This window comes from Shewanella woodyi ATCC 51908 (genome assembly GCF_000019525.1).
Lineage (GTDB): Bacteria > Pseudomonadota > Gammaproteobacteria > Enterobacterales > Shewanellaceae > Shewanella > Shewanella woodyi.
Map to the genome: position 1 here is coordinate 3867693 of NC_010506.1, position 22301 is coordinate 3889993.

Sequence of the window (22301 nt, forward strand, 5' to 3'; positions counted from 1 at the left end):
ACTTTCTATTTTTAGCCCAGAGATGACCCAATAATCAGCTTACTGTTTAAACCAAAGCTCCTTCTCACTCAGGAGGTTTTTACTCTCTTGAGACAGCAAGGGATTATCTAGAGTAAATATCCGCCTTAACGGTAAATTCGCACGCTCAATCACTTGGGAAGTAATAGCATGATGATTAAATAGTGCTTCGAAACTGCCATCTAGTAACGCGTTTCTCAAGCCATACTCGACCCGCTCAGCCAGTCTTTTATCATCCGGATTAACGAAAAAATAGATAGGGGAGGGGTAGATAATCACAAAGGAGGAGTCGATCATCAGACTAGGATGTCCAATCACTTCATCCCATGGTTCATGAAGAGCACGTAAAAAGTAATCGAAACGATGCATATTCAGCATTGAGAGCAAGCTGCGAGCCGCCCCCCTCACTAAGGTAAAACCTTGCTTTTGCAAGATATCACTATCAGGCCAGTCACTTCCTTGACCAACAGGAATAACTTGAAGCTCCTCAACACTTTCAATGTCGGCGAACCTCTGCTTATCTTGACGCCGGATTATCGCAATTCTATAGCCCATCAAGCCTTTAAGTAATGGAAAATAAACTGGAGTAAGTCTGCGCTCTCTATCGATACTGGTCATGGTCCACACTAAGTCTAACTCGCCCTTTTGTACCAGTTGAACCGTACGGGCCTGAGCCATCTCACTCACCACAGCTTGAAGTTGGTAATCACCATAAGGTTCACGACTCTTCTCCAGTGCTAAACGCAGTAAGTCGATATAATAGCTCTGTTTCGGATCCACAAACTGATCAGAAATATTGTAACGAATAACCTGAGGCTCAGCGTTAACTGGTAATGCACAAAATAGTAAAATATATGGGCTAAAAAAAGTTAAAATCCGCACTCACTCTCCTCTTTAGACTAACCACAAGGTTTAGCTATTTGAACATGACAAACTAAACTGAATAAAGTAGTCATTTCGCTTTAAAACCTAATAATAATCGCTAGTGAAGCAATAACACATATCACTTGTAATAGTGTAAACTTGACAGCTTACTATCGCCTAAATACGCTACTTAGTCTATGAGTCCAACTCTCCCCAAAATTGAATGCCACATTAATGTCGACTCATGTGAGGCCAATGCCGCTTCCTTACTTGCTAATAAGAGTGGGTTATCTAAGCAGCAGATCAAACAAGCCATGACCAAAGGGGCGGTGTGGCACACCCGCAAGCACAATACATCCCGCCTTAGGCGTGGCAAGAAATCACTTAAAGTGGGTGATGAACTCCACCTATACTATAACCAAGAGGTGCTTGAACATCAGATTGATGACGCTGAACTCATTGCTGATATGGGCCAGTACAGCCTCTGGTACAAGCCCTACGGTATGCTATGCCAAGGTTCAAAATGGGGTGACCACACTACCATCAACCGCTATTCAGAGACTCACTTGACTCCAGATAGACCCGCTTTCATTGTGCATCGTTTAGATAGGGCTGCGACTGGACTTGTTCTGATCGGGCATAGTAAAAGCATAACGGCAGCATTAGCTAAGCTTTTCGAACTCAGAGAATTAGATAAATATTATCAGGTAATTGTTGAAGGCCGATTCAATTCAGGTAGAGAGGAGGTTGTCACTGTAGATAGTGATGTTGATAATAAATCAGCCTGTTCACACGCCAAATTGCTTGAATACGACGCTAAGCAGAACCGTTCTCTGGTGCAGGTCAAGATCGACTCAGGACGAAAACACCAAATTCGTATCCATATGGCTTCTCTTGGTCATCCTGTCGTTGGTGACAGGTTACACGGCATAGCCAGCGGTTCTGACATCAATCTGCAGCTGACATCTTGCTATCTCAAATTTCCCTGCCCTGTCACAGGCGAAATAAATGAGTTTGAGCTGCCAGAGCGATTACGACCTAAGTTGTAATCAAAACTCGAGAGCGGTTTTGTTGCTAATGACGATGCTTCATAAATGAGCTTTTCACTTTTATTTTACCCTTGTGAAAAGTGAAAATATCGCACCCTTCTAGCTCTATTTTTGTGCCGTCAGGTTTAGTGGCGGTAAATATCCACTCTGAGCAGCCTCTATCAGCCTGTACAAAGTGTTTAGCCTGATTAAAGCTGACATCAGGCATGGTTTCCAGCACAGAGATAAACCTTGCTTTTACTGCTTCAAAGCCTGAATGGCGGGTACCATACACCTCTGCCCCACCTCCAGTTTCAAATACACAATCCTTTGACATAAAAGACATGATTTTATCTATGTCATGCTCATTCCATGCATCAACATAAGCTTGCAGGTCATCAGTAATCATAATACTTTCCACTCACATAAGTGATTAAACAACTTATTTGATTTTAGTATAGCAACACAAAAGTAAGCTTGTTTACCGCTCTCAAAAGAGGGTTAATCGAGCTTTCTCCACACTTCAACCTCTTTAAGCTTGCCCGCTTCGACGCGTTTGGTATGCAGCTTATCCCCCTTCACTTCATACTCAAAGGCAAATGATGCCCCCTCTTTTGCCCCAAAGGAGTTAAGTGTCGGGTACTCGATATATTGGGAGTCATTGTATTCGTAACGCCCTGTGCCAGCAGCCCAGAACTCCAACTTATTAACGCCTTGCTCACTCGTCTCTTTAACAGTAGTGAAACTGAAATGTGAATCTGAGATCACTTTAATCGCGTTAAGATGTAAACTTTGATAATCACTCCAAGCACCAGTCTCATCTAGGTATCGACCCGAAAGCAACTGCCAACTACCAATAAAGGGATTTGAATTCAGAGCCGAGAAGCTTTTCTCTTTCGGGGAGTGAACTTGTGAAGAGCCTGTGTCCAAAACCTCAACATCAGCGAGCAGCGCTAATGTCATGGACTCAACACTCGATGCTATTAGCTTTGGCGATACAGTGGCAGCACAGCAGGTCAAAATTGCGATTGATAAAAACGGTGGTTTCAAACGGGGCATAGGTGATATTTTCATCCTTGAAATAATTATCATTTTTAAATACTGACTTAACTAAGCTATTTACTCGATTTCAGTGAGATACTCTCTCAATTTCACCATGCCTTGGTCAATGCTCACAATAGCTGAATAGCCGAAATCTGTTTTCGCAGCAGAGATATCAAAATAGTGACTGGTTGATAGCTGCCTTGCCACAAATCGAGTCATCACAGGCTCCTCCTGCTTATTCATCAAGCTATAATAGGCTTCAAGTATTACTCCAACACCATAAGCTAAGCTGGCAGGAACTCGCTGAGTCACTTTAGGCATATCGACACAAGCTAAAATTTTATTCAGCATATCAGCCATAGTGATAGGCTCATCATTACTTAAATAGTAAGCTTTTCCCGCGACTTTAGTATCAGGCTCAGACAGATTTATAGCCGCGAGAATATGGGCATAGGCAGCATTATCAACATAGATGGTATCAACTAGTTTATCTTCTCTCCCCACCAATTTGAGTCTGCCGGCTTTTGCTCTAGATATCACGCGAGGGACGAGGTGAGGGTCTTCCGGCCCCCAAATAAGATGCGGCCTCAGTGACACTGTTTTTAGCACCTCTGAGTTAGCATCGATCATCATCTTCTCTGCAACCGCTTTTGACTCACCATAATAGTTCAAAAACGTTTCAGCATAGGGCGCAGTTTCATCTAGGCCCGCTTCATCCTCTCCGGCAAATGTTACGCTTGGCGTACTGGTATAAACAAGGTTTGCAATACCTAACTGCTTACACCCTTGGATGATATGGGCAGCGCCAGCGACATTAGGTGAAAAGTAGCTTAACTTACTCCCCCACACACCAGCTTTAGAAGCCACGTGAAAAACCAGATCGCAACCTTTCATGGCCTCGATCACACTTGTTTGATCGGCAATATCCCCCTTAATCATCTTAACGCCCATGGCGCTAAGCTCAGGGTAATCCCCTCTTGCAAAACCAGTCACTTGGATACCTGCAGCGAGTAAGCGTTTGCAGATAGCTTTACCTAAAAAGCCTCCAGCTCCGGTCACAAAGGCGTGGTGTGCCTTAGCCTTAAGCTTAGATAGCGCAACTTGCTCCTCAATGGCAAAGTTATGCAACTCCAGCCCATTCATATCTGGCATTTCAGACATACTCAAGCTACTCCTTATGTTTACTTTGTGCCCACACAGCCAATTTTTCACGAAAAATCTTGGCGTTGTGACGAATATCAACAGGAAAACTAGGATGAACTAAAAAGCGCGAGATCCCCTTAGTTTGCTCGTGACTCTGTGCGATTTGGTTAAGCTCTGCATAGAGACTTGCACCAGCAGAGCAAGCCAAAGAGGTATCGAGCTCAATACATAAAAGTGGCACTGTATCGCCGCTAACATTAACGCCAACCAATGCCGAACGCTTCACTTGAGGATGAGTATTAAAAATACGTTCACAAGGGATAGAGAAATAACGTTGTGGTTGATGAGGTAACTGAGTACTTGCATCGACTCTATGAGCTTTTCGGCCACACATCCATAGCTTACCTTCACTGTCTAGGTAACCTAAGTCCCCCATACGGTGACGTACCCCATCTCCATCGATAATTTTTGCCTGTTCCGTGGCACTGTCACGGCGATAGTAACTGCGACTCACCATCGGCCCCTTGACCACAATTTCACCTATGTCATTCGCCGCTAAGCGCAATGTTTCATCCCAAGTGTTAATGGGGTGTTCATTAATCTCGATAATCGCAATATCGACACCATCTATCGCCTCACCCACACAGATCCCACCACCGTTATCTGTGATATCTGTGGTTGCAAATAGGGCCTGACTGGCCATCTTACTCAGGGGAAGAGATTCGGTCGCGCCGTAGGAGTTAAGTACCTCAACACCTTCACCAAGCATCCGACTAAAGCGCTTAATTGAAGAGATAGTCGCAGGGGCACCTGCTGAGATCACGCGCTTAATACTCGGTAACTGATGACATTGATTATCGGTTACCCCAGCCTCACCTAGGCGTTCAATCAAAGCAGGGTTCACAAACATATTACTGCACTGGTACTTTTCAATGGCAGCAAACAGGTAGTCAGGATTAGCCGTGATAGGTTTACTGGCATCCATCTCAGGCACTATTGAGGCCATGCCCAGTGCAGGACCAAAGAGTGAAAACAGTGGAAAGGTTGCTAAGTCTCGCTCACCGGGCTCAATTGCATAATCATGTTTAAGGGCGGTGATTTGAGCTTCAAACATCTTGTGAGAGTAGACAACTCCTTTAGGGGTTCCCGTACTGCCACTGGTAAACAGAATCGCAACCATCTCATCTTCATCAAGAGCAGCCATCTGATAAGGTGTATCTGGCGTACCTTGCAACAGTGTATCTATGCTCACCCCGCCCCACAAACACCTGCCACCAGCGGTAACCAAAAACCTTACACTCTCCTTTCCCCAACCAAAGAGTTTTCTGGCCAAGTGCGCCTTAGGGATCCCAATAAATGCATCGGGAGCGGATTCAATAAAGCACTGTTTTAGGTTTTTCACTCCCATGCCAGGATCCACTAAAATAGGGATAATCCCCGCCTTAAACAGCGCAAATGTTAGGGTAAAGAAATCCAGACTAGGGGTCACCATCAGCACAGCTTTCATGCCGCGTTTAATACCATAGGCATTTAATCCATGTGCTAATTTATCACTTTGACGATTTAACTCGCCAAAGTTGAGCTCTTGATAGCTTAATGTTTTAGGTGAGAAAAATGAGCACGACGCAGTTTGTACAGCAACGGCCAACTGTTCTGGAAAAGATTGAGATGCCAAGGTTAAGTGGCGACAGAGGTTTGCACTTCTCGCAAGTGAAAAGTCGTGCGAAGGGTTTTGTGAAGAGAGAGTCATATTCGTGACCTTACTCGTTTCTTTCAATAAAAAAGCGGATCTGATGATCCGCTAATACTTGTTCAAACTGTCATGCTAGCTATTAGCAATAAGCGAGTCATTTGAGATAAAGTCGCTAATATGCCCAACGACCTCTTCACTTGCATCTTCTAAAATATAGTGACCACAATCAGCAAACTCATGTACGGTAGCGTGAGGCATCTCCACTTTCCACTGAGCTAAGAAATGTTTATCAAAAACAAAATCTTTAATACCCCAGCAGATCAGTGTCGGCACGTTAGCAAATTTAGGTAAACTCGCGGCAATCTCAGATACTAACTCATAGTTTCTGTCACCTGGCTTAAGCGGAATATCTTGCACAAACCTTAACGTCGAGATGCGGTTAGCCCAAGAGTTAAATGGCGCGACATAGGCCTTACGGATCTCAGCAGGCATAGGTTTACGCTTAACCCCGACATAGGAGGCGATAGATGAGAAAGCGTTAAAACCACGAACCAAAGCCGTTCCTAACAGGGTATTACGACAGATCCACAGGGGCCAAGGAAATGGTTTTGACTCAGGCAGATGAAAGGCGCCCGTATTTAACACCACAAGGCGTTTAATACGCTCAGGGTAACGGGCTGCATAACCCATCCCTATCATCCCGCCCCAATCATGAACCACTAAGGTGATATTCTCTTTGACATTAAGGTGATCGAGCAGAGCTTCGAGATCGTCAATACGGTTTTTTAACGTGTAATCATAGCCGCTATCATCGGGCTTATCCGACAAACCGCAACCGATATGATCAGGAACAATACATTGATGCTTACCGCTAAGTGCAGTGACTACATTGCGATAGTAAAATGACCAACTTGGGTTTCCATGAACCATAACGACCGGCTCACCTTCTCCCTCATTAACATATTGCAGTTTATGCCCATCTCTATAGAGATAGTTACGTTTGAAGGGGAACAGAGTGTCTAACATGACGCTTCCTAATATTTTTATCAACAAAGCCCGATTAATCAGGCTCTGTTTTTATAGGCTTAATTAGGCTGTCACTCAAGTAAATTGAGCACAGCCTTTATGCAGAGTGTTGCTTACCACTTAATCCCTAACATCATGCAGTTCAAGCCACTGCCGATGCCAAGAAAGCTCACCTGATCTCCCTTTTGAAGGAAACCTTGATCGTGTGCCAAAGCTGCGGTCACAGGTAAAGACACTGTGCCCATGTTGCCAAGCAACTGGTAAGTTGGAAACTCTTTCTCTTGAGGAATATTTAGGGCATTTAGAACCTGACGTCGGTTAGATGCACCAACCTGATGACAGATCACCTTATCAACCTGCTCAACCACCCAATCCCTCTGCTCAAGGAAGTGACTCCAAGTATGACGCGCCAGCTCAACGCCCTCTTTGAGCAAAGCAACACCATCGGTACGCATAAACTCACGGTAAAGATGCACACCAGCTTCCTGCAGACCCCACTGACAAAGGTTGTGGTGCTCTGGGGCTGAAAGGTGACTCGCACCAAGCAGTTGATGTTGGCGATCGCTTTTTAATGGCAAGCTACCATCGGTAAGCAATACTGCCACCGCACCTGAGCCACCGGTTAAGGTTGCTAAAGACTTTGCATAGTTCTGCATCGTTGGTTCAGCAAGCATATTATCGATTGTAATATCAACAATATGGCGTGCAGATTCACATGAAACCACTAAGCCTGCTTTTATCTGACCTAACTCAATGCGGTTAGCGATATCCAAAATGCCAGATAGCACACCTAAACAGGCGTTACTGATATCGTATATAGCGGTATCTTTAGAAACACCAAGCTCAGCAGCAATACGACATGCGGTTGCTGGTTCATGTTGATCTCGGCAAACACCGGTATACACAACAGCACCGAGATCGCTCACCTGAATACCTGTTTCATCGATCGCTTTATGCGCAGCCGATAAAGCACCATCAGATAACCTGTGACCCTTAGGCCACCAACGACGCTCTTGAATACCAGTCAATGCGGCAAGTTGCCCCATTGGAATGCGAAACTTCTTGTATAGCGGTGCCAATCGAGATTCTAAATCGGAAGTGGACACGACTTCAGGTGCCAGTTCATATGCCAGGCTATTAATAAATACTTGGGAATATTTCATGCAACAGTAATATTTCGCTCACTATATTGGTGAAAAAACAACCAATATTTATTGTTTTTAGTGTTAACCCGACATTTGAGCAAGAAAAAGCTAATGATTCAATAGAAAACCGCCTAAGGCCCACTTTATTTAATCATTAAACCTTAATCATCACAAAGATCACGGAGATTTTTAAAGATTATAAAACACAGTAAAATACAAATACCAACTACAAACAATCACTTACAGATCAATTGATACAACAAAGCTAGCCTTGCTTACTTTTTAGCCTTGATCAGTAAATTTCTGGGGGTTATCTCATTATTACAAAACTGTTCAAGTGTAACCTCATACCCCTGCTCCTCTAAATAGCAGACTCTGTCGAGCAGTAACCAATGCTCAAATACACCGCGAAACATATGCGCAACCAGATCAATTCTTCGAGTCAAGCGTTGTCGCTCGACACCCAACTCAAGAAAGCGCTTGAAATTGAGATTCTCTGGTAAATCGACGCTCTTCTGTTCAGCGGCCCAGTAACAGAAAGTGGAAAACTCACCATTTAACTGACTCTGCTTCAGCGAAGGAATTGGCAGATAGCAAGAACCCCCTCTAACTTCACGCTGCAAAGAGTCAAAACCTAAACGCCATGCAATCTCTCTATGCCTTAACTCTTGCTGCTTCCCTTTAGCAATTGTGCTTTGCTGCAGAGGAAGCTGAAGATCATGGCGACTCAACCTCAGTTCACTTTGCAGGCCAACCTTAGACATGGCTTGATACTCCTTCGCCTGAATAAGATGATAACAGCAAGGAGAGATAGCAATATGGCGGGTTCCAGCCTTGGCAGCCAAATAGAGTAAACGAACATGGAGATCGCCACAGGCATGCAAAGCAACCGCTTGTTGCTCAACTTTAAGTTCACTTTGCTGATTATCAAACGCATCAGCGCAGACAAATTTCTGTGGAAGCTGCCACTGCTGAGCAAACTTTTCACCAGCATCACACAGGGCTTGCTGCCACTCAAGACTAACAACCTCTCTTCCCTGCGATTTTGAAATTAACCTTCCTAGGTGACCTTTTCCTGCACACCATTCAAGTACTTCGCACTTATCTGCGGGTAACTCTTGGGTAAAGGCGGTAATTTGAGCCCATTTTCGCCCCTTGATCCCTGCACTAAAGTGGGCAATATCTTGAAACTCCATCTCCCTGACTCGAGAACCTGCGCAGAGTGGCGCCTTAATATTCAGTAATTCCAGAGACCAACTTTCAGACAAGAGGACTAAATCTTTGTTAAGTGCAGGCAATAAACAGTTCAATAGTTCGGCCTGCACTCTATCTAGCTCATCGAGAATATCATCATCAAGTGACCAAACAAGTGCAGCCAGATTAGGGAAGTTTTCCTCCCAAGGCTGTTTGTCACAGTCAAATGCCTTTACTTGCCACAGCTGCCGACTTTGTAACAGCAGAGAGTCTAATTGAGATAATAACGCACTATGGGACATGAAAAGCTCTCTACACTAATGAAATTCCAGCCCTAGGCCGAGGGAGCGAATTATACAGCATAATCGTGCCAATATGCTGAGTGAGATAATAAAGGGAAGAAATAATAGCGTTGAGAGCAGCTAATGCCTGTCCATTAGCTGCGGTATAACTATGTAGCTTTAGCAGGTTTAACCGAGCGTTTACTCTCCATGCGCTTGCCTAACCAAACCCCTAAACCAAGTGGTGCAAAGAAAACCACAATTAGGAAAAGCACAAAATAGAGAATTAAGCTCTTAAGTGTCTTGGTCAACTCCTGAAACACCACTTCAACAGTATGTTTAGAGATCTCATCCAAGTTCGCTGCAGCTTCAACACGCTCTCGGCTTACCATCTCCTCTAATGCAAGACGCTCATTCTTCACCATCAACTCCAGTGCCTGACGCTCAACTGAAAGCTGTGCCAGTTTATTATCAGTAGAGTCACTAAGTTGCTGCAAAAGCGGGCTCAACTCGCGACGCATATCCACAGCTAACGCCTGCATCATCTCAGGACTTTGAGCCATCAACTCACGAAACTTAGCTGAAGTATCACTGATATTAGCCAATGTATCTTGGATCTCTGCAGCATTAATATTGGAGTGAAGTGCATATAGCTCCGCCTTCCAACCTAAGATTTTTGGCATCTGCTCGGCGATCATCGCCATGCGATCTGAGATATCACTCATCACTTCAGGTACCGAACCAAAGGTGGTCACCGCTTCAAACTCATTAATGCCTCTGAACGTTAGCCAATCATTAAAGGCCGAGTGCCGGCTAAATGTCATCTCAGTTAGCGGGTTTTTATCTACATATTGCTCGATGAATGCCTTGTTTTGATCAAACTCACCTGGCTTTACGAACCCCTTGATGGTGTTTTCAAATTGCACCTGCAGCGATCGGCTTACCTCAACGGCTAACGCTTGATCTGAACCAAAGAGCGCTTTACCTGCGCCGGTTTCATAAAACTCTGTCATCTGAGCTGTTAATGCCCACGTATCAACCATGGCAGCAACGGGTGAAGCTTGAAAAATCGTGCGTTGTAGAGCCTGCTCAGAATAGATCTTCCACATCAAACTATTTGAATGGATATAGATAGCATCAGCTTCATCCTTATGAAGAAGGGCTATCTTATCCGCAGTTTGCTCCACCTTGCTGTAAAAAGAGCTGCTAAAGTCACGGCTAAACACCCGCATATTTAGCTGCTCTTGAGGAAGGGGTTCAATACCACTCTCAAGCTTAACCTCTAATAAAGAACATGCTGTTGTTAACATGCCAAGCAATGCCATAACACTTAAGCGCAGTAACGCTTTCATAACGCCTCCAATGACTCTTCATAATCCATTGAAAAGTGGGTGTAAAAAAATACAAAAAATTCTGGCGAAGTCTACCAAGTTTGCTGTGATTAACCTATAGCCTGAAAAGCTAATCACTATTCGTCAATAAAATATATTGACCTTAATACCTAACACTCACAGCTATTGAATACTGTGATAAAGAGCATTAAAATCGCACCCCATAAAAATTTATTCTAAAAATCAAGAGTGGACGTAAAATGATTCAATCTCCTTGTGTAGCAAAGTGTGGCGTGAATGAAGATGATATCTGCATGGGGTGCTATCGAAACATCGATGAAATCGTCGGCTGGAGTAAAGCTGATAACGCTTTTAAGGCCGAAGTCTGGAAGCAGATCCCAGCACGAAAAGCAGCCTTAGGTAAAGGCGAGAACAGCCAAAAGATCAGTAGAGATAAGTGGCAAGAGGTCGCTGCACGCCTTGAGAGTGACACGGCTGAAGCTTAACCGAAACAAAAAGAGATAGGCTAAGTGCCTATCTCTTCCATTTAAACCTAGCGTAAATAAAGCCTATCGCAAAGTGCCTGCAAGACTACTTCTTCATCATGCCTTTAAGGTTTGCAAAAGGGTTGTAAGTTGCAGATTCAACTACCGCTTCTTTAGTCGCACCATATTGGATTAACTCTTCAAATTTGGAGTGTTCATTATCATGACAGTAGAGGCACAACAGCTCCCAGTTAGAACCATCTGATGGATTGTTATCGTGGTTGTGATCTCTATGGTGCACGGTAAGTTCACGTAAATTCGCATTATTAAACTCACGGGTACAGCGTCCACACACCCAAGGATACAGTTTTAACGCTTGCTCACGATAGCCAGTTTCACGTTTAGCCTTGTACTCTCTAGCTTCGGCCAACACCCTATCTAATTTACTTTGCCCTTGATTTGCTGACATAAAGATCATCTCTACTTAAAATAACGAAAACTATCAAATTGAGATTTTACCCCAAAACTAACTCAATAGATAAAAAAACAGCCCTAAAAAGGGCTGTTTAACGTTATCTGAGCCTATTCAGAAATAACTAAGCGTTAATCTCGTCACCCACATACTCAGAGTTAGTTAAATGCAGATAATGCAGATACTTCTCATACTGAGTGACAACATCGGCTAAGATCTGATCTTGATTAAAGCCCATTACATCATAATGCTGACCGCCATGTTCAAGGAACACCTCAACACGGTAGTATTCAGTCTCACCACCATCAACCTCACTCTCGATTGGATTGATAATAGTAAATGCACGAATACGCAGACCATAGGCAAAATCATCATACTCTTCATTGGCAATAACAAAGCGAATTCGATTCTCAAAATTCAACACTTCAGCAGGGATCTCTTTACTAATAAAGCTCTCACACACCTTAGTTAGTGCTGGAGTTGCCACATTATCAAGAAAATCTTGCGCATCTTTTTGACTCGGATGAGAGACCAGAACATCAATATGATCTTCCCAGTTCACATCAGTTTTAGTGAACTGAACACTGGTATTATGAGACTGCACGCTATTGATCTTAAGCCAATCATCTTTTAGAGCTTTATACAGACCAAAGCACATTAATAGCATCACAAGTAAGAAAGGTAATGCACTGGCTATCGCAACAGTTTGTAATGCTTGTAATCCACCAGCAAGCAGAAGCACAGATGCAACAACACCTTGCAGTAAGGCCCAAAATACACGCTGCCAAACTGGAGCGTTATGATCGCCACCCGACGTGAGATTGTCTATCACAAGTGAGCCAGAATCTGACGATGTCACAAAAAAGGTCACCACCAAACACAGGGCAATAGTGGATAACACATTAGACAACGGCATATGCTCAAAGAAGACAAACAACGCCACGGACACATCCGAAGATACCGCTTCAGAAAGGTAAGTCGCACCATGATTCATAATCGCATCGATAGCCGTATTACCAAATACCGTCATCCAGAGGAAAGTAAACGCCGCTGGCACAAACAGTACCCCAACGAGGAACTCTCTGATTGTACGTCCACGTGATACGCGGGCAATAAATGTCCCTACGAATGGGGACCATGAGATCCACCAGCCCCAATAGAGTAGCGTCCATCCGCCAATCCAATCATTTTTCTGCTCATAAGCATATAAGTTAAACGTCTTGCCGACGATATCGCTTAAATAGCTACCAGTATTTTGAACAAAGGCTTGCAATAGCTCAACCGTAGGGCCAAATATCAGTACAAAAATAAGCAGTAAAACGGCTAAACCAAGGTTCAACTCACTGAGTCGTTTCACCCCTTTATCTAAACCGGAGAAAACCGAAACTGTCGCGATCAAGGAGATGGCAATAATCAGCCCAACTTGAATATAAGTATTCACTGGTACGCCCAGTAGATAGTTAAGACCTGAGTTAACCTGCAGTACGCCAAAACCTAAAGAGGTCGCAACACCAAACATGGTACCTAATACCGCAAAGGTATCGACAGCATGACCGATTGGACCGTAGATCCGCTCACCAATTAATGGGTAAAGTGCACTACGTGGAAGCAATGGAAGCTTATGACGGTAGGAGAAATAAGCCAAACTGAGCGCCACTACAGCATAGATGGCCCAAGCATGGACTCCCCAATGGAAGAAGGTGATCTTCATGGCATCTTTAGCCGCTTGAATCGACGCTGGTGTCGCATCAGGTGGCGCCAGATAATGCATAACAGGCTCTGCTACACCGAAGAACATCAAGCCAATTCCCATGCCTGCTGAAAACAGCATGGCGATCCAGCTCTTATAGCTGTAATCGGGCTCAGCGTGATCTGGACCTAACTTAATATCTCCAAATCGGCTCATCATGACAAAGATAATAAAAATCAGAAATACAGCAACGCCAAGAATATACAACCAACCGGCTTTCAATTCGAACCAAGACTGAGCTGACTTAAATACGGTTTGTGCTTGAGTAGGCCATACAGCCCCAACAAACACCATTAACGCGATTAGAAAAACAGAGGAGAAAAACACAGGAGGATTTATACTGGATTTGATCGACATACCACTCTCGCAAATTAATCAATAGTTGATATACCAAAATAGAGTGATAGATGAACTAAACATCTACGACCCATTCAGTATGGCTCACGCAACTACAAATATCCCGGTCAACATTGGACGGTGAGACATCATACAAGTCACATTAACTATCAATACTTGTATCTGTGCCGGGAAGTACAATTTGTGAACGCCAGTTATGGCTATATACTCAGTATTTCACTGAGGCTTTACACTAGAAGCTAAACTATATTTTTATTTTAAATGAATAAGTTAGCTTATAGAAACAGCAAATCCCATTGAATAACGACCAAAAAATGCCTAAAACACAAGGCTGGCGCTATTGAATACAATCTGCCTATACACAAAGATTTACACACTATACAGGAAAATTATCGTTAATTCTGAACAAACGACTACTTTATATCCCATATTAGAAAAAAAGCAGCGTAATGCTGCTTTTTTAAGGTAAAAATCAGTGATATAGATCACTTAAACAGAGAGAGTCAATTTACAGGTTGAGATCTTTCTCCATCTCTTCGTAGGAGACATGACGAACATCTTTCCCTTTGACGTAATAGATGATGTATTCACAGATATTTTGACAACGATCTCCAACACGTTCAACCGCACGAGCCGCCCAAAGTACATCAAGGACTTCAGGGATAGAACGAGGATCGGCCATCATGTAGGTCATCAATTGACGAATGATCCCTTCATACTCTTTATCTATCTTAAAATCTTCTTTATGAAGCTCTAGCGCGACCTCTGCATCCATACGCGCTAACGCATCTAATGTTGCATGTAGCAAGCGCGTCGCATGACGCCCCATATTTTCGATGCTAACCAGTAAAGGTTGTTGATTTTTAGAGCGCTTATCCATTGCCGCCTTAGCGATTTTCACACACGCATCACCAATGCGCTCCAGATCGGTAATGGTTTTAGAGATAGCTAACACGAGACGTAGATCGCTCGCCGCTGGTTGACGCTTCGCAATGATCCTCGTGCACTCCTCATCGATAGCCACTTCCATACCATTAACCTTATGATCCCCCTCTATCACCTTTTGGGCGAGCTCGGCATCCAAGGCACTGAGCGCATCAAGTGATTGCTCAAGTTGACGCTCAACCAATCCACCCATCGCCAAGACTCGATTACGGATATCATCAAGTTCAGCATTGAACTGGCCCGAAATATGTTTACTTAAGTTCATATTTTCCATTGCGATTTAAACCTTTTAATTCTTTACCAAAGGGAGTTTTAGGCCACACTCGTTAACCGTAACGTCCAGTAATATAATCTTCTGTTTTACGGGTTTTAGGAGTGGTGAATATGGTATTGGTATCCGCATATTCAACTAACTCACCCATATACATGAAGGCAGTTTGATCCGACACCCTAGCAGCCTGCTGCATATTGTGGGTCACTATCACCACCGTATATTTAGATTTTAGCTCAGTGATCAGCTCTTCAATGGTCAAGGTAGAGATAGGATCCAATGCAGAAGTGGGCTCATCAAGCAGTAACACTTCAGGCTCGATGGCAATCGCGCGAGCAATAACCAAACGCTGCTGCTGCCCGCCTGAAAGCCCGAAAGCGTTATCATGTAACCTGTCTTTTACCTCATCCCAGATAGCCGCGCCGCGCAGTGAACGCTCCGCCGCTTCATCAAGAGCTCGACGGTTGTTTACCCCTTGCAGACGTAGGCCATAAACCACATTTTCATAGATAGATTTAGGGAATGGATTTGGACGCTGAAATACCATACCCACATTACGTCTCAACGCAGCGACATCCACTTTTTTGTCATAGATGTTTTGACCATTGAGTAAGATTTCACCGCCGATGTGACAGTTATCCACCAGATCATTCATACGATTAATACAGCGTAGTAAAGTCGATTTACCACAACCACTTGGTCCAATAAAGGCAGTAACCTGCTTCTCAGGTATCTTCATTGATACATCGAATAGAGCCTGCTTGTCTCCATACTTTAGGTCTAAGTTACGGATCTCCAAGGCAGTTTCTTCTTGACTCAAATTGTTGAGGTCTATTTCATTTGTGCTCATGGCAGACTTATCTATCGAAATCATTTTATGTCCTATCACTTTAACTGTTTTTATTTACTACATATACAGAGCGAATTTAAATCGTGATCAAGCTTAATGCTCTAGCGAGCGATATTTTTCACGTAAGTGGTTTCGTACGCCGATAGCGGTCAGGTTCAGTGACACAATGACGGAGACCAGCAAGAAAGAGGTCGCATACACTAAAGGTCTTGCAGCCTCAACGTTGGGACTTTGGAAACCAACATCATAAATATGGAAGCCTAGGTGCATAAACTTACGTTCCAGATGCACAAAAGGAAAGTTCATATCTATTGGCAGAGTCGGCGCGAGTTTTACAACCCCCACCAGCATTAGGGGGGCAACTTCCCCCGCCGCTCGTGCTACCGCAAGAATCAGCCCAGTCATAATCGCTGGGCTTGCCATAGGTATGACAATACGCCATAAAGTTTCAGCCTTGGTTGCCCCTAAGGCTAAGCTGCCTTGGCGAACAGCACTGGGTATACGACTAAGTCCTTCTTCGGTTGATACAATGACCACTGGCAGAGTTAATATTGCCAAGGTCAATGCTGACCAGATAACCCCTGGCGAGCCAAAGGTTGGAGCAGGCAAAGCTTCAGGATAGAAGAGCTGATCCAGCGTGCCACCGAACATATAAACAAAGAAACCTAAACCAAATACACCATAAACAATGGAGGGAACACCAGCCAAGTTGATCACGGCAATGCGTATCATCTTAGTCACAGGACCTTTTTTAGCATATTCATGGAGGTAGATAGCCGCAATCACACCAAATGGCGTCACGATAACGGCCATCAACATCACCATAAATACAGTACCGAAAATGGCAGGGAAGACACCACCTTCAGTATTGGCTTCGCGAGGGTCATCACTAATAAAGCGCCCCATACCAACAAACCAGTGTCCAACTTTACTAAACAGCCCCATTCGGTTGGCATAGGTCACATCAAGAATTGAGTCTAGTTTTAAAGTAACTTCTAGGCCTCGCATATCTTTAATGATGACCGAGTCACGTCCAGCTTCCTCTCTAAGCGCAAAAAACTGCTTCTCTAATACTAAGTAATCGGCCTGAAGGGTGCTACGTGCTGTCTCCAGCTCAAGTTTACGCGCATCGGTTAACTTGTTATCCAACTCATAACCACGCTCCTTTAACCTCAACTTCTCTAGGGCATAGTTAATTGAACCTATCTCACTTTTCTGAAGCTTCACCGCTTCATCATTGAGCTCAACCGCACGCTCAATATGAGACATCAACGAGGACTCAACATCCTTAAGCTCAAGACGTTGCCCATTTTCTATCACAGCAACCGGATAGCCATAAAAGTCACCGTTCTTACTTCGCTCAATCACTGCAATATCATCAGGTTTACTGCGTGAAATAATATCAGTTGCTAATATCCAGCGAAAATCCAAACCCACAAACTCACGGTTACCCGTTTTAATAAGATATCGCTTAACGGTATCACCAGGCGCCTGTTCAAATTGATGCCCAGCAGCCACTAAACGTTCTGTCGGCACCTCTTCGCTGTCATAGATCTCACCAATCAAGGTGTATTGTTGCCCATTTTGGTCATTAAGCTCCCACTGATAGATCTCAGCAGGCCAAAAGTAGCTTAGGCCGCGCCATGCAATCATTAGAAGTAGGCCGAGAACAGCAATTAAGCTGATGCTAACAGCACCACCAGTCATCCAGATCCATGGGGAACCTGATTTAAACCACTTACCCATGAGAAACACTCCCTAGGTTTAACGCCAAAACACACATATTCGACTTCATATACTTAATCATCATGTTCTTATATTTAAAGTGAGCTGTAACGTTCACGAAGACGTTGTCTAACGACTTCAGCGATAGTGTTAAAGAAGAATGTAAAGATAAACAGTACAAAAGCGGCCAAGAAGAGCACTCGATAGTGTGAGCTGCCTATCGCCGACTCAGGCATCTCCACAGCGATATTAGCCGCTAGGGTTCTCATGCCTTCAAACACACTCCACTCCATGATGGCCGTATTACCCGTAGCCATCAGTACGATCATGGTTTCACCAACAGCGCGGCCAAGCCCCATCATCACTGCGGAGAATATCCCAGGACTTGCAGTTAATAGCACCACGCGCGTTAAGGTTTGCCAGTTGGTAGCCCCAAGAGCCAAGCTACCATTTGAGAGGTGACGAGGAACCGAGAAAACCGCATCTTCAGCAATAGAGAAGATGGTCGGAATAACCGCAAAGCCCATAGCGATACCGACAACAAGAGCGTTTCGCTGATCGAACGTGATCCCTAGTTCATTAGTAATAAACATGCGTGAATCACCATCAAACAGGAGGATCTCAATCGCTGGGCTGATGGTAAATGAGAACCAACCGATAAACAGGATGACAGGGATTAACATCAACTCTTGATAAGTATCAGGTAACCTCTGCTTCCACTTACCAGGCAGGTGATACCAGGCAAAGGCACTTGAAAGAATCGACACCGGAAGCAAGATGAGTAAAACCAATATTCCAGGCAGATTATCCTCTATCAAGGGAGCAAGCCAAAGACCAGCTAAGAAGCCTAAAATAACCGTCGGCAGAGCTTCCATAATCTCAATGGTTGGTTTAACAATAGAGCGGACTTTAGGAGACATGAAGTAAGCCGTGTATACCGCACCAGCAATCGCTAAAGGCGTTGCAAACAACATGGCATATAGCGCAGCTTTCATAGTACCAAACGCCAAAGGCATTAAGCTTAATTTTGCCTCAAAGTCATCAGAACCAGAGGTCGACTGCCACACATATTTTGGTTCAGGATAACCCTCATACCAAACCTTGCTCCACATGGCGCTCCAAGAAACCTCTGGATGCTCATTCTCAACATTGAAAAGGTGTAACTTATTTCCAGCCTCAACAACCAGTGCATTCGATCTTGGGCTAAACCCTATTTTACCCGGATTCTTCAGATCAAAATTCTCAGAAAACAGCTTACGCTGACTAGTGGTATAGAGCAGAGAGAGCTCGCCTTTATCACTTACCGTCACAAAGCTCTTACGGTAAAACTCGCTGGCAATACTGGCAACATCACCGAGTTTGTCGAAACCTCGAATCTCCTGATATTGGCGACCCCTCTCGCCGTTTACCTGAAAGTATTGCAACACAACACCAGAGTCATAACTCACCAAAAGCGAGCTGGCACCAGCAAGTAAACTGACACTTTTAACTTGTGTATTTGCCAAATCAAGTGCTAACACTTGCATCAACTGAATATCTTCGACATCACGAATATCGTAGATAAACAACTTGTCACTGCTTCTTAAGATCAATTGGCGTTGATCGGGTGTCATTAGCGCTTGCTGCACATTCGAGGGAGCTTCTTGAATAACACCCGTTGAGGAGATCCATTCAACCTCTTCGGTCATCATGTTCTCTTCACCTTCTTGACGTGCTAAACGCCACACTTTAGCGTCATCTTGATAGGCAAAACTCATCACTTCACTGCTATAACCAAAAGTCAGGTGATGAAGTGCAGAACCGTTCTCATCAATAGTTAATGCCTGTGTACCAGCAGGGAACCTGATATCAGGTGTAATAAGACGTTCATTTTCTGGGTAAGTCACCCCAAAGCTAATGCCTGCGAGTAAAAGCTGACCATTATCGAGCCCAAGGGCAAACCTTTGTTCACTCGGCGCTGAAACAGCACTACTGCTTACTTGAGTACCGTTAGGTAAAATCAGTTGTTCCCTTTCAAGCAGTTGACCTGTTTTCGCTTTATAGAAATCTACCTGGCCTGTATTTGAAACGCGGTAGATAAGCTCATTTTGCTCATCGCTACCCACCATCAAAGCTGGGCTCGCATCATCCGACAGTTCAACACTCACTAGAGGCTTAACTTCAGCCCCATCAAAAATAGGTTTAACAACATATAAGAGATAAAAGAAGATCAATAAAAGCGCCACAAACACCATGGTGCCGCCTATGGTCACACCAACCTGAGTCATCTTGTCCGTGATCGCCCTGCGACTCGAACCTTTGCCCATCAGTAGAGCGTTAGCCTTAGGATCAGGTTTTATCGCCTGAGTTTCCATTAAAACCTCGTTAATTAAATAATCGGTAGACTTTTCACTGGGATTGTTACGATTGCTATGCTAACAATAGTTAACCCCTTTATTTTGATGGGTAGCATTATATGACGCAAAGATGACACTAGTGTTACAGTGCAATAAGCAAGAGAGAATTATTAATCATAGGAGCTATATCAATATGTTACGATACTTAGTGACCCTTCAAGTCCCAGATAAAAATGGCTTAGTTGAGCAAATTGCACATGCTGTGAGTCGTCATGGAGGAAACTGGTTAGATTCAGAGCTTCGCCACATAGATGGCATCTTTGCAGCCATACTCTTGTTAGAAGTTCCCGCTTCAAATTGGGATACTTTAGTAGAAAATTTAGAGTGCATTGAGGGCTTAAGTTTAACCTACGCTAAAACGAGTAAGGAGCAATCTCTACCGACCCACAAAAGTTACTCTTTAGTTGCCTATGACAGGCCAGGCCTAGTGCACGATATTTCAAATAAAATCAGTTCAATGGGGATGAATATCGAACATCTCAGCACGCGTTATGAAAGCGCTGGCCACACAGGGGTCGCCCTATTTAGAGCAAACTTTGACGTTGCCATGAAAAATGATGCACAAGAGGAGCTGCTCAGCGATGCTCTCTACACAATTGGTGATGATGTTGTGCTGGATAAGGTGTAATAACAGAATATAAAAGAGATGATCACTTAACCAAGTGTGATACAGCATTTAGTGGGCTCATGCATATTTAAAATAGCACTACTCTGATATAAGGGAGGTTACGCTCCCTTTTTATCCAATCCCTCTTTCCATTTTTATCATCAATTTACCTTCTTCACTGCAATCGAAAAAATCAATCAAATATCCCAACAACAATCTGATAGACTAACAAAATTACAGATTGGCTATCGGTATCGGAACGTTAGATTTTGAACTTAAGCCAAATCAATGTCTGCTACACATGTATCTAAGTACATTTATGCTAGGAACCCCCTAATGTTAGGATCAATAAAAAAAATGCGTGCCACACTGGATGATAACCAGCAGGTACAGTATCAATTGCCAATTGGCGATCAATTAGTAGAGATGAACCCGCTTATTGGTACAAGCGTGACCTTAACTCACACAGGCAAAATAAGCTGTAGTAACTGCGGTAAGAAAACCAAGAAGAGCTACTCTCAAGGTCACTGCTTTGTCTGTATGAAAAAACTAGCTAGCTGTGACATGTGCATAATGAAACCAGAGACTTGCCACTTTGCACAGGGAACCTGCCGTGAGCCTGAATGGGGAGAAGCTAACTGCTTTGTGCCACATTATGTTTACCTTTCAAACACCTCTGGTCTTAAAGTGGGGATCACTCGACACACCCAACTACCTACCCGTTGGATAGATCAAGGCGCGACTCAGGGATTGCCTATCTTAAAGGTCTCAACGAGGCAGATCTCTGGCTTAGTTGAAGTCGAACTGGCTAAGATGATTGCCGATAAGACAAATTGGCGCACTATGCTCAAAGGCAATGCTGAAGCGATAGATCTCAAGGCTAAAGCCGCTGAACTTCTGCCTGAAGTTGAAAACAAGATACATGAGATCTGCATGAAAAATGGTGAGTATGCCATTGAAAAGCTAAATGAAGATATTCAGGACATTCAGTTTCCAGTCACTGAATTTCCAACCAAAATCAGCTCACACAACTTCGATAAAGACCCTGTTGTCAGCGGTGTATTGCTTGGCATTAAAGGGCAGTACTTAATCTTCGATACTGGCGTCATTAACCTTAGAAAGTTCACCTCTTACGAGATAAGCCTAAGTTAACGTAAAAAGCCAGTACAGCAAGGACCTGCCATGGGTCCTTTTTTACAAATTAATCTTCCCGCCTTAATTCATTAATCCTCCGGACATTTAAGCATGGACAAAGAGCCAGCATTAAATTAACATTTAGGCAACAAGGATGTTGGGTTGCATGTTAGCACAAATCAAAATATTGATTTCTCAGTGCTGGCATAGGAAATACAAGGAAGTGTCACGTGATTGATCAAGCCAATAATTTACCTATCCCCTCTTATCAAACCTTCAAGCAACTTATTGGTAAAACGGTAAATGTTGAAGACCCCCAAGGTAATCATCTTGAACTCATCATAGATGAAATTGTTACCGGCTCTGCCCATAATCAAAACTATGAGAGCTTTACCACACGCCTTAAAGACACCTTACCTAACCGAGTACCCCAAGGGTGTTACACCTTCAGTCATCCAATCATTGGCAAACAGTGGCTATTTTGCTCGGCAATCTCAGCGACTCAATATGAGATCGTGATCAATAGAGAGGTTGAGCTATGA

The 22301-nt window shown here is 43.8% G+C and carries 20 protein-coding genes; 5 read left to right on the forward strand and 15 right to left on the reverse strand.

The features are described from left to right. Positions 1–39: 39 nt before the first annotated feature. Positions 40–900: a type 2 periplasmic-binding domain-containing protein gene (locus SWOO_RS16250; RefSeq protein WP_012325759.1), complete on the reverse strand. Its 861-nt coding sequence runs from the start codon at positions 898–900 to the stop codon at positions 40–42. Between the two features lie 179 nt (positions 901–1079). Between SWOO_RS16250 and SWOO_RS16255 the strand changes: the two genes are divergently transcribed. Further along, the gene (locus SWOO_RS16255) at positions 1080–1931 is read left to right on the forward strand and encodes an RluA family pseudouridine synthase (protein ID WP_012325760.1); all 852 of its coding nucleotides are present in this window, start codon (positions 1080–1082) and stop codon (positions 1929–1931) included. A 25-nt stretch (positions 1932–1956) separates the two neighbouring features. On the opposite strand, the gene SWOO_RS16260 is transcribed toward SWOO_RS16255, so the two are convergent. From SWOO_RS16260 to SWOO_RS16295, 8 genes are all read right to left on the reverse strand, one after another. Further along, a complete protein-coding gene (locus SWOO_RS16260) occupies positions 1957–2319 on the reverse strand; it encodes a nuclear transport factor 2 family protein (protein WP_012325761.1) in 363 nt (120 codons plus the stop codon). A gap of 92 nt (positions 2320–2411) precedes the next feature. After that, on the reverse strand, positions 2412–2969 hold the full coding sequence (locus SWOO_RS16265; RefSeq protein WP_195742804.1) for a hypothetical protein: 558 nt from the start codon (positions 2967–2969) through the stop codon (positions 2412–2414). 60 nt (positions 2970–3029) lie between these two features. Further along, a complete protein-coding gene (oleD, locus tag SWOO_RS16270; RefSeq protein WP_012325763.1) occupies positions 3030–4115 on the reverse strand; it encodes a 2-alkyl-3-oxoalkanoate reductase in 1086 nt (361 codons plus the stop codon). A 7-nt stretch (positions 4116–4122) separates the two neighbouring features. Then, entirely contained in the window at positions 4123–5847 is a 1725-nt protein-coding gene (gene oleC / locus SWOO_RS16275; protein WP_012325764.1) for an olefin beta-lactone synthetase, read from the reverse strand. Positions 5848–5922: 75 nt separating this feature from the next. After that, positions 5923–6816, reverse strand: a complete 894-nt coding sequence (locus tag SWOO_RS16280; protein WP_012325765.1) for an alpha/beta fold hydrolase — start codon at positions 6814–6816, stop codon at positions 5923–5925. 113 nt (positions 6817–6929) lie between these two features. Next, the gene (locus SWOO_RS16285; protein ID WP_012325766.1) at positions 6930–7979 is read right to left on the reverse strand and encodes a 3-oxoacyl-ACP synthase III; all 1050 of its coding nucleotides are present in this window, start codon (positions 7977–7979) and stop codon (positions 6930–6932) included. Between the two features lie 257 nt (positions 7980–8236). Beyond that, positions 8237–9457 (reverse strand): methyltransferase, encoded by a 1221-nt coding sequence (locus SWOO_RS16290; RefSeq protein ID WP_012325767.1) that lies wholly within the window; start codon positions 9455–9457, stop codon positions 8237–8239. Positions 9458–9606: 149 nt separating this feature from the next. Further along, complete coding sequence (locus SWOO_RS16295) at positions 9607–10788, reverse strand: hypothetical protein (RefSeq protein WP_012325768.1); 1182 nt, start codon at positions 10786–10788, stop codon at positions 9607–9609. Between the two features lie 239 nt (positions 10789–11027). Between SWOO_RS16295 and SWOO_RS16300 the strand changes: the two genes are divergently transcribed. Further along, positions 11028–11273 carry a DUF1289 domain-containing protein gene (locus SWOO_RS16300; RefSeq protein ID WP_012325769.1) on the forward strand — a complete coding sequence of 82 codons (246 nt, stop codon included), beginning with the start codon at positions 11028–11030 and terminating at the stop codon, positions 11271–11273. An 85-nt stretch (positions 11274–11358) separates the two neighbouring features. Here SWOO_RS16300 and SWOO_RS16305 read toward each other — a convergent pair whose 3' ends face one another. The 6 genes from SWOO_RS16305 to SWOO_RS16330 form a co-directional block, all read right to left on the reverse strand. Then, positions 11359–11721 (reverse strand): YajD family HNH nuclease, encoded by a 363-nt coding sequence (locus SWOO_RS16305; RefSeq protein ID WP_012325770.1) that lies wholly within the window; start codon positions 11719–11721, stop codon positions 11359–11361. Between the two features lie 127 nt (positions 11722–11848). Next, positions 11849–13831, reverse strand: a complete 1983-nt coding sequence (locus SWOO_RS16310; RefSeq protein ID WP_012325771.1) for a BCCT family transporter — start codon at positions 13829–13831, stop codon at positions 11849–11851. A gap of 508 nt (positions 13832–14339) precedes the next feature. Continuing rightward, positions 14340–15050: a phosphate signaling complex protein PhoU gene (gene phoU, locus SWOO_RS16315; RefSeq protein ID WP_012325772.1), complete on the reverse strand. Its 711-nt coding sequence runs from the start codon at positions 15048–15050 to the stop codon at positions 14340–14342. A 52-nt stretch (positions 15051–15102) separates the two neighbouring features. After that, positions 15103–15921, reverse strand: coding sequence for a phosphate ABC transporter ATP-binding protein PstB (gene pstB / locus SWOO_RS16320; protein WP_012325773.1), 819 nt, complete (start codon positions 15919–15921; stop codon positions 15103–15105). Positions 15922–15990: 69 nt separating this feature from the next. Then, positions 15991–17643, reverse strand: coding sequence for a phosphate ABC transporter permease PstA (pstA, locus tag SWOO_RS16325; RefSeq protein ID WP_012325774.1), 1653 nt, complete (start codon positions 17641–17643; stop codon positions 15991–15993). Between the two features lie 74 nt (positions 17644–17717). Beyond that, complete coding sequence (locus SWOO_RS16330) at positions 17718–19976, reverse strand: ABC transporter permease subunit (protein WP_012325775.1); 2259 nt, start codon at positions 19974–19976, stop codon at positions 17718–17720. Between the two features lie 175 nt (positions 19977–20151). Here SWOO_RS16330 and SWOO_RS16335 point away from each other — a divergent pair, with 175 nt between their 5' ends. From SWOO_RS16335 to SWOO_RS16345, 3 genes are all read left to right on the forward strand, one after another. Beyond that, entirely contained in the window at positions 20152–20646 is a 495-nt protein-coding gene (locus tag SWOO_RS16335; protein WP_012325776.1) for a glycine cleavage system protein R, read from the forward strand. 315 nt (positions 20647–20961) lie between these two features. Then, complete coding sequence (locus tag SWOO_RS16340) at positions 20962–21777, forward strand: DUF2797 domain-containing protein (RefSeq protein ID WP_012325777.1); 816 nt, start codon at positions 20962–20964, stop codon at positions 21775–21777. A gap of 212 nt (positions 21778–21989) precedes the next feature. After that, positions 21990–22301: a DUF6916 family protein gene (locus SWOO_RS16345; protein ID WP_012325778.1), complete on the forward strand. Its 312-nt coding sequence runs from the start codon at positions 21990–21992 to the stop codon at positions 22299–22301.

What these genes read in the sequence shown, in the direction of transcription:
- oleD (WP_012325763.1), bottom strand. Translation starts at nt 4,115, where the DNA reads ATGTCTGAAATGCCAGATATGAATGGGCTGGAGTTGCATAACTTTGCC.
- SWOO_RS16305 (WP_012325770.1), bottom strand. Translation starts at nt 11,721, where the DNA reads ATGTCAGCAAATCAAGGGCAAAGTAAATTAGATAGGGTGTTGGCCGAA.
- SWOO_RS16335 (WP_012325776.1), top strand. Translation starts at nt 20,152, where the DNA reads ATGTTACGATACTTAGTGACCCTTCAAGTCCCAGATAAAAATGGCTTA.
- SWOO_RS16300 (WP_012325769.1), top strand. Translation starts at nt 11,028, where the DNA reads ATGATTCAATCTCCTTGTGTAGCAAAGTGTGGCGTGAATGAAGATGAT.
- SWOO_RS16295 (WP_012325768.1), bottom strand. Translation starts at nt 10,788, where the DNA reads ATGAAAGCGTTACTGCGCTTAAGTGTTATGGCATTGCTTGGCATGTTA.
- SWOO_RS16285 (WP_012325766.1), bottom strand. Translation starts at nt 7,979, where the DNA reads ATGAAATATTCCCAAGTATTTATTAATAGCCTGGCATATGAACTGGCA.
- SWOO_RS16290 (WP_012325767.1), bottom strand. Translation starts at nt 9,457, where the DNA reads ATGTCCCATAGTGCGTTATTATCTCAATTAGACTCTCTGCTGTTACAA.
- pstA (WP_012325774.1), bottom strand. Translation starts at nt 17,643, where the DNA reads ATGGGTAAGTGGTTTAAATCAGGTTCCCCATGGATCTGGATGACTGGT.
- oleC (WP_012325764.1), bottom strand. Translation starts at nt 5,847, where the DNA reads ATGACTCTCTCTTCACAAAACCCTTCGCACGACTTTTCACTTGCGAGA.
- pstB (WP_012325773.1), bottom strand. Translation starts at nt 15,921, where the DNA reads ATGATTTCGATAGATAAGTCTGCCATGAGCACAAATGAAATAGACCTC.
- SWOO_RS16330 (WP_012325775.1), bottom strand. Translation starts at nt 19,976, where the DNA reads ATGGAAACTCAGGCGATAAAACCTGATCCTAAGGCTAACGCTCTACTG.
- SWOO_RS16340 (WP_012325777.1), top strand. Translation starts at nt 20,962, where the DNA reads ATGTTAGGATCAATAAAAAAAATGCGTGCCACACTGGATGATAACCAG.
- SWOO_RS16255 (WP_012325760.1), top strand. Translation starts at nt 1,080, where the DNA reads ATGAGTCCAACTCTCCCCAAAATTGAATGCCACATTAATGTCGACTCA.
- SWOO_RS16310 (WP_012325771.1), bottom strand. Translation starts at nt 13,831, where the DNA reads ATGTCGATCAAATCCAGTATAAATCCTCCTGTGTTTTTCTCCTCTGTT.
- phoU (WP_012325772.1), bottom strand. Translation starts at nt 15,050, where the DNA reads ATGGAAAATATGAACTTAAGTAAACATATTTCGGGCCAGTTCAATGCT.
- SWOO_RS16265 (WP_195742804.1), bottom strand. Translation starts at nt 2,969, where the DNA reads ATGCCCCGTTTGAAACCACCGTTTTTATCAATCGCAATTTTGACCTGC.
- SWOO_RS16280 (WP_012325765.1), bottom strand. Translation starts at nt 6,816, where the DNA reads ATGTTAGACACTCTGTTCCCCTTCAAACGTAACTATCTCTATAGAGAT.
- SWOO_RS16260 (WP_012325761.1), bottom strand. Translation starts at nt 2,319, where the DNA reads ATGATTACTGATGACCTGCAAGCTTATGTTGATGCATGGAATGAGCAT.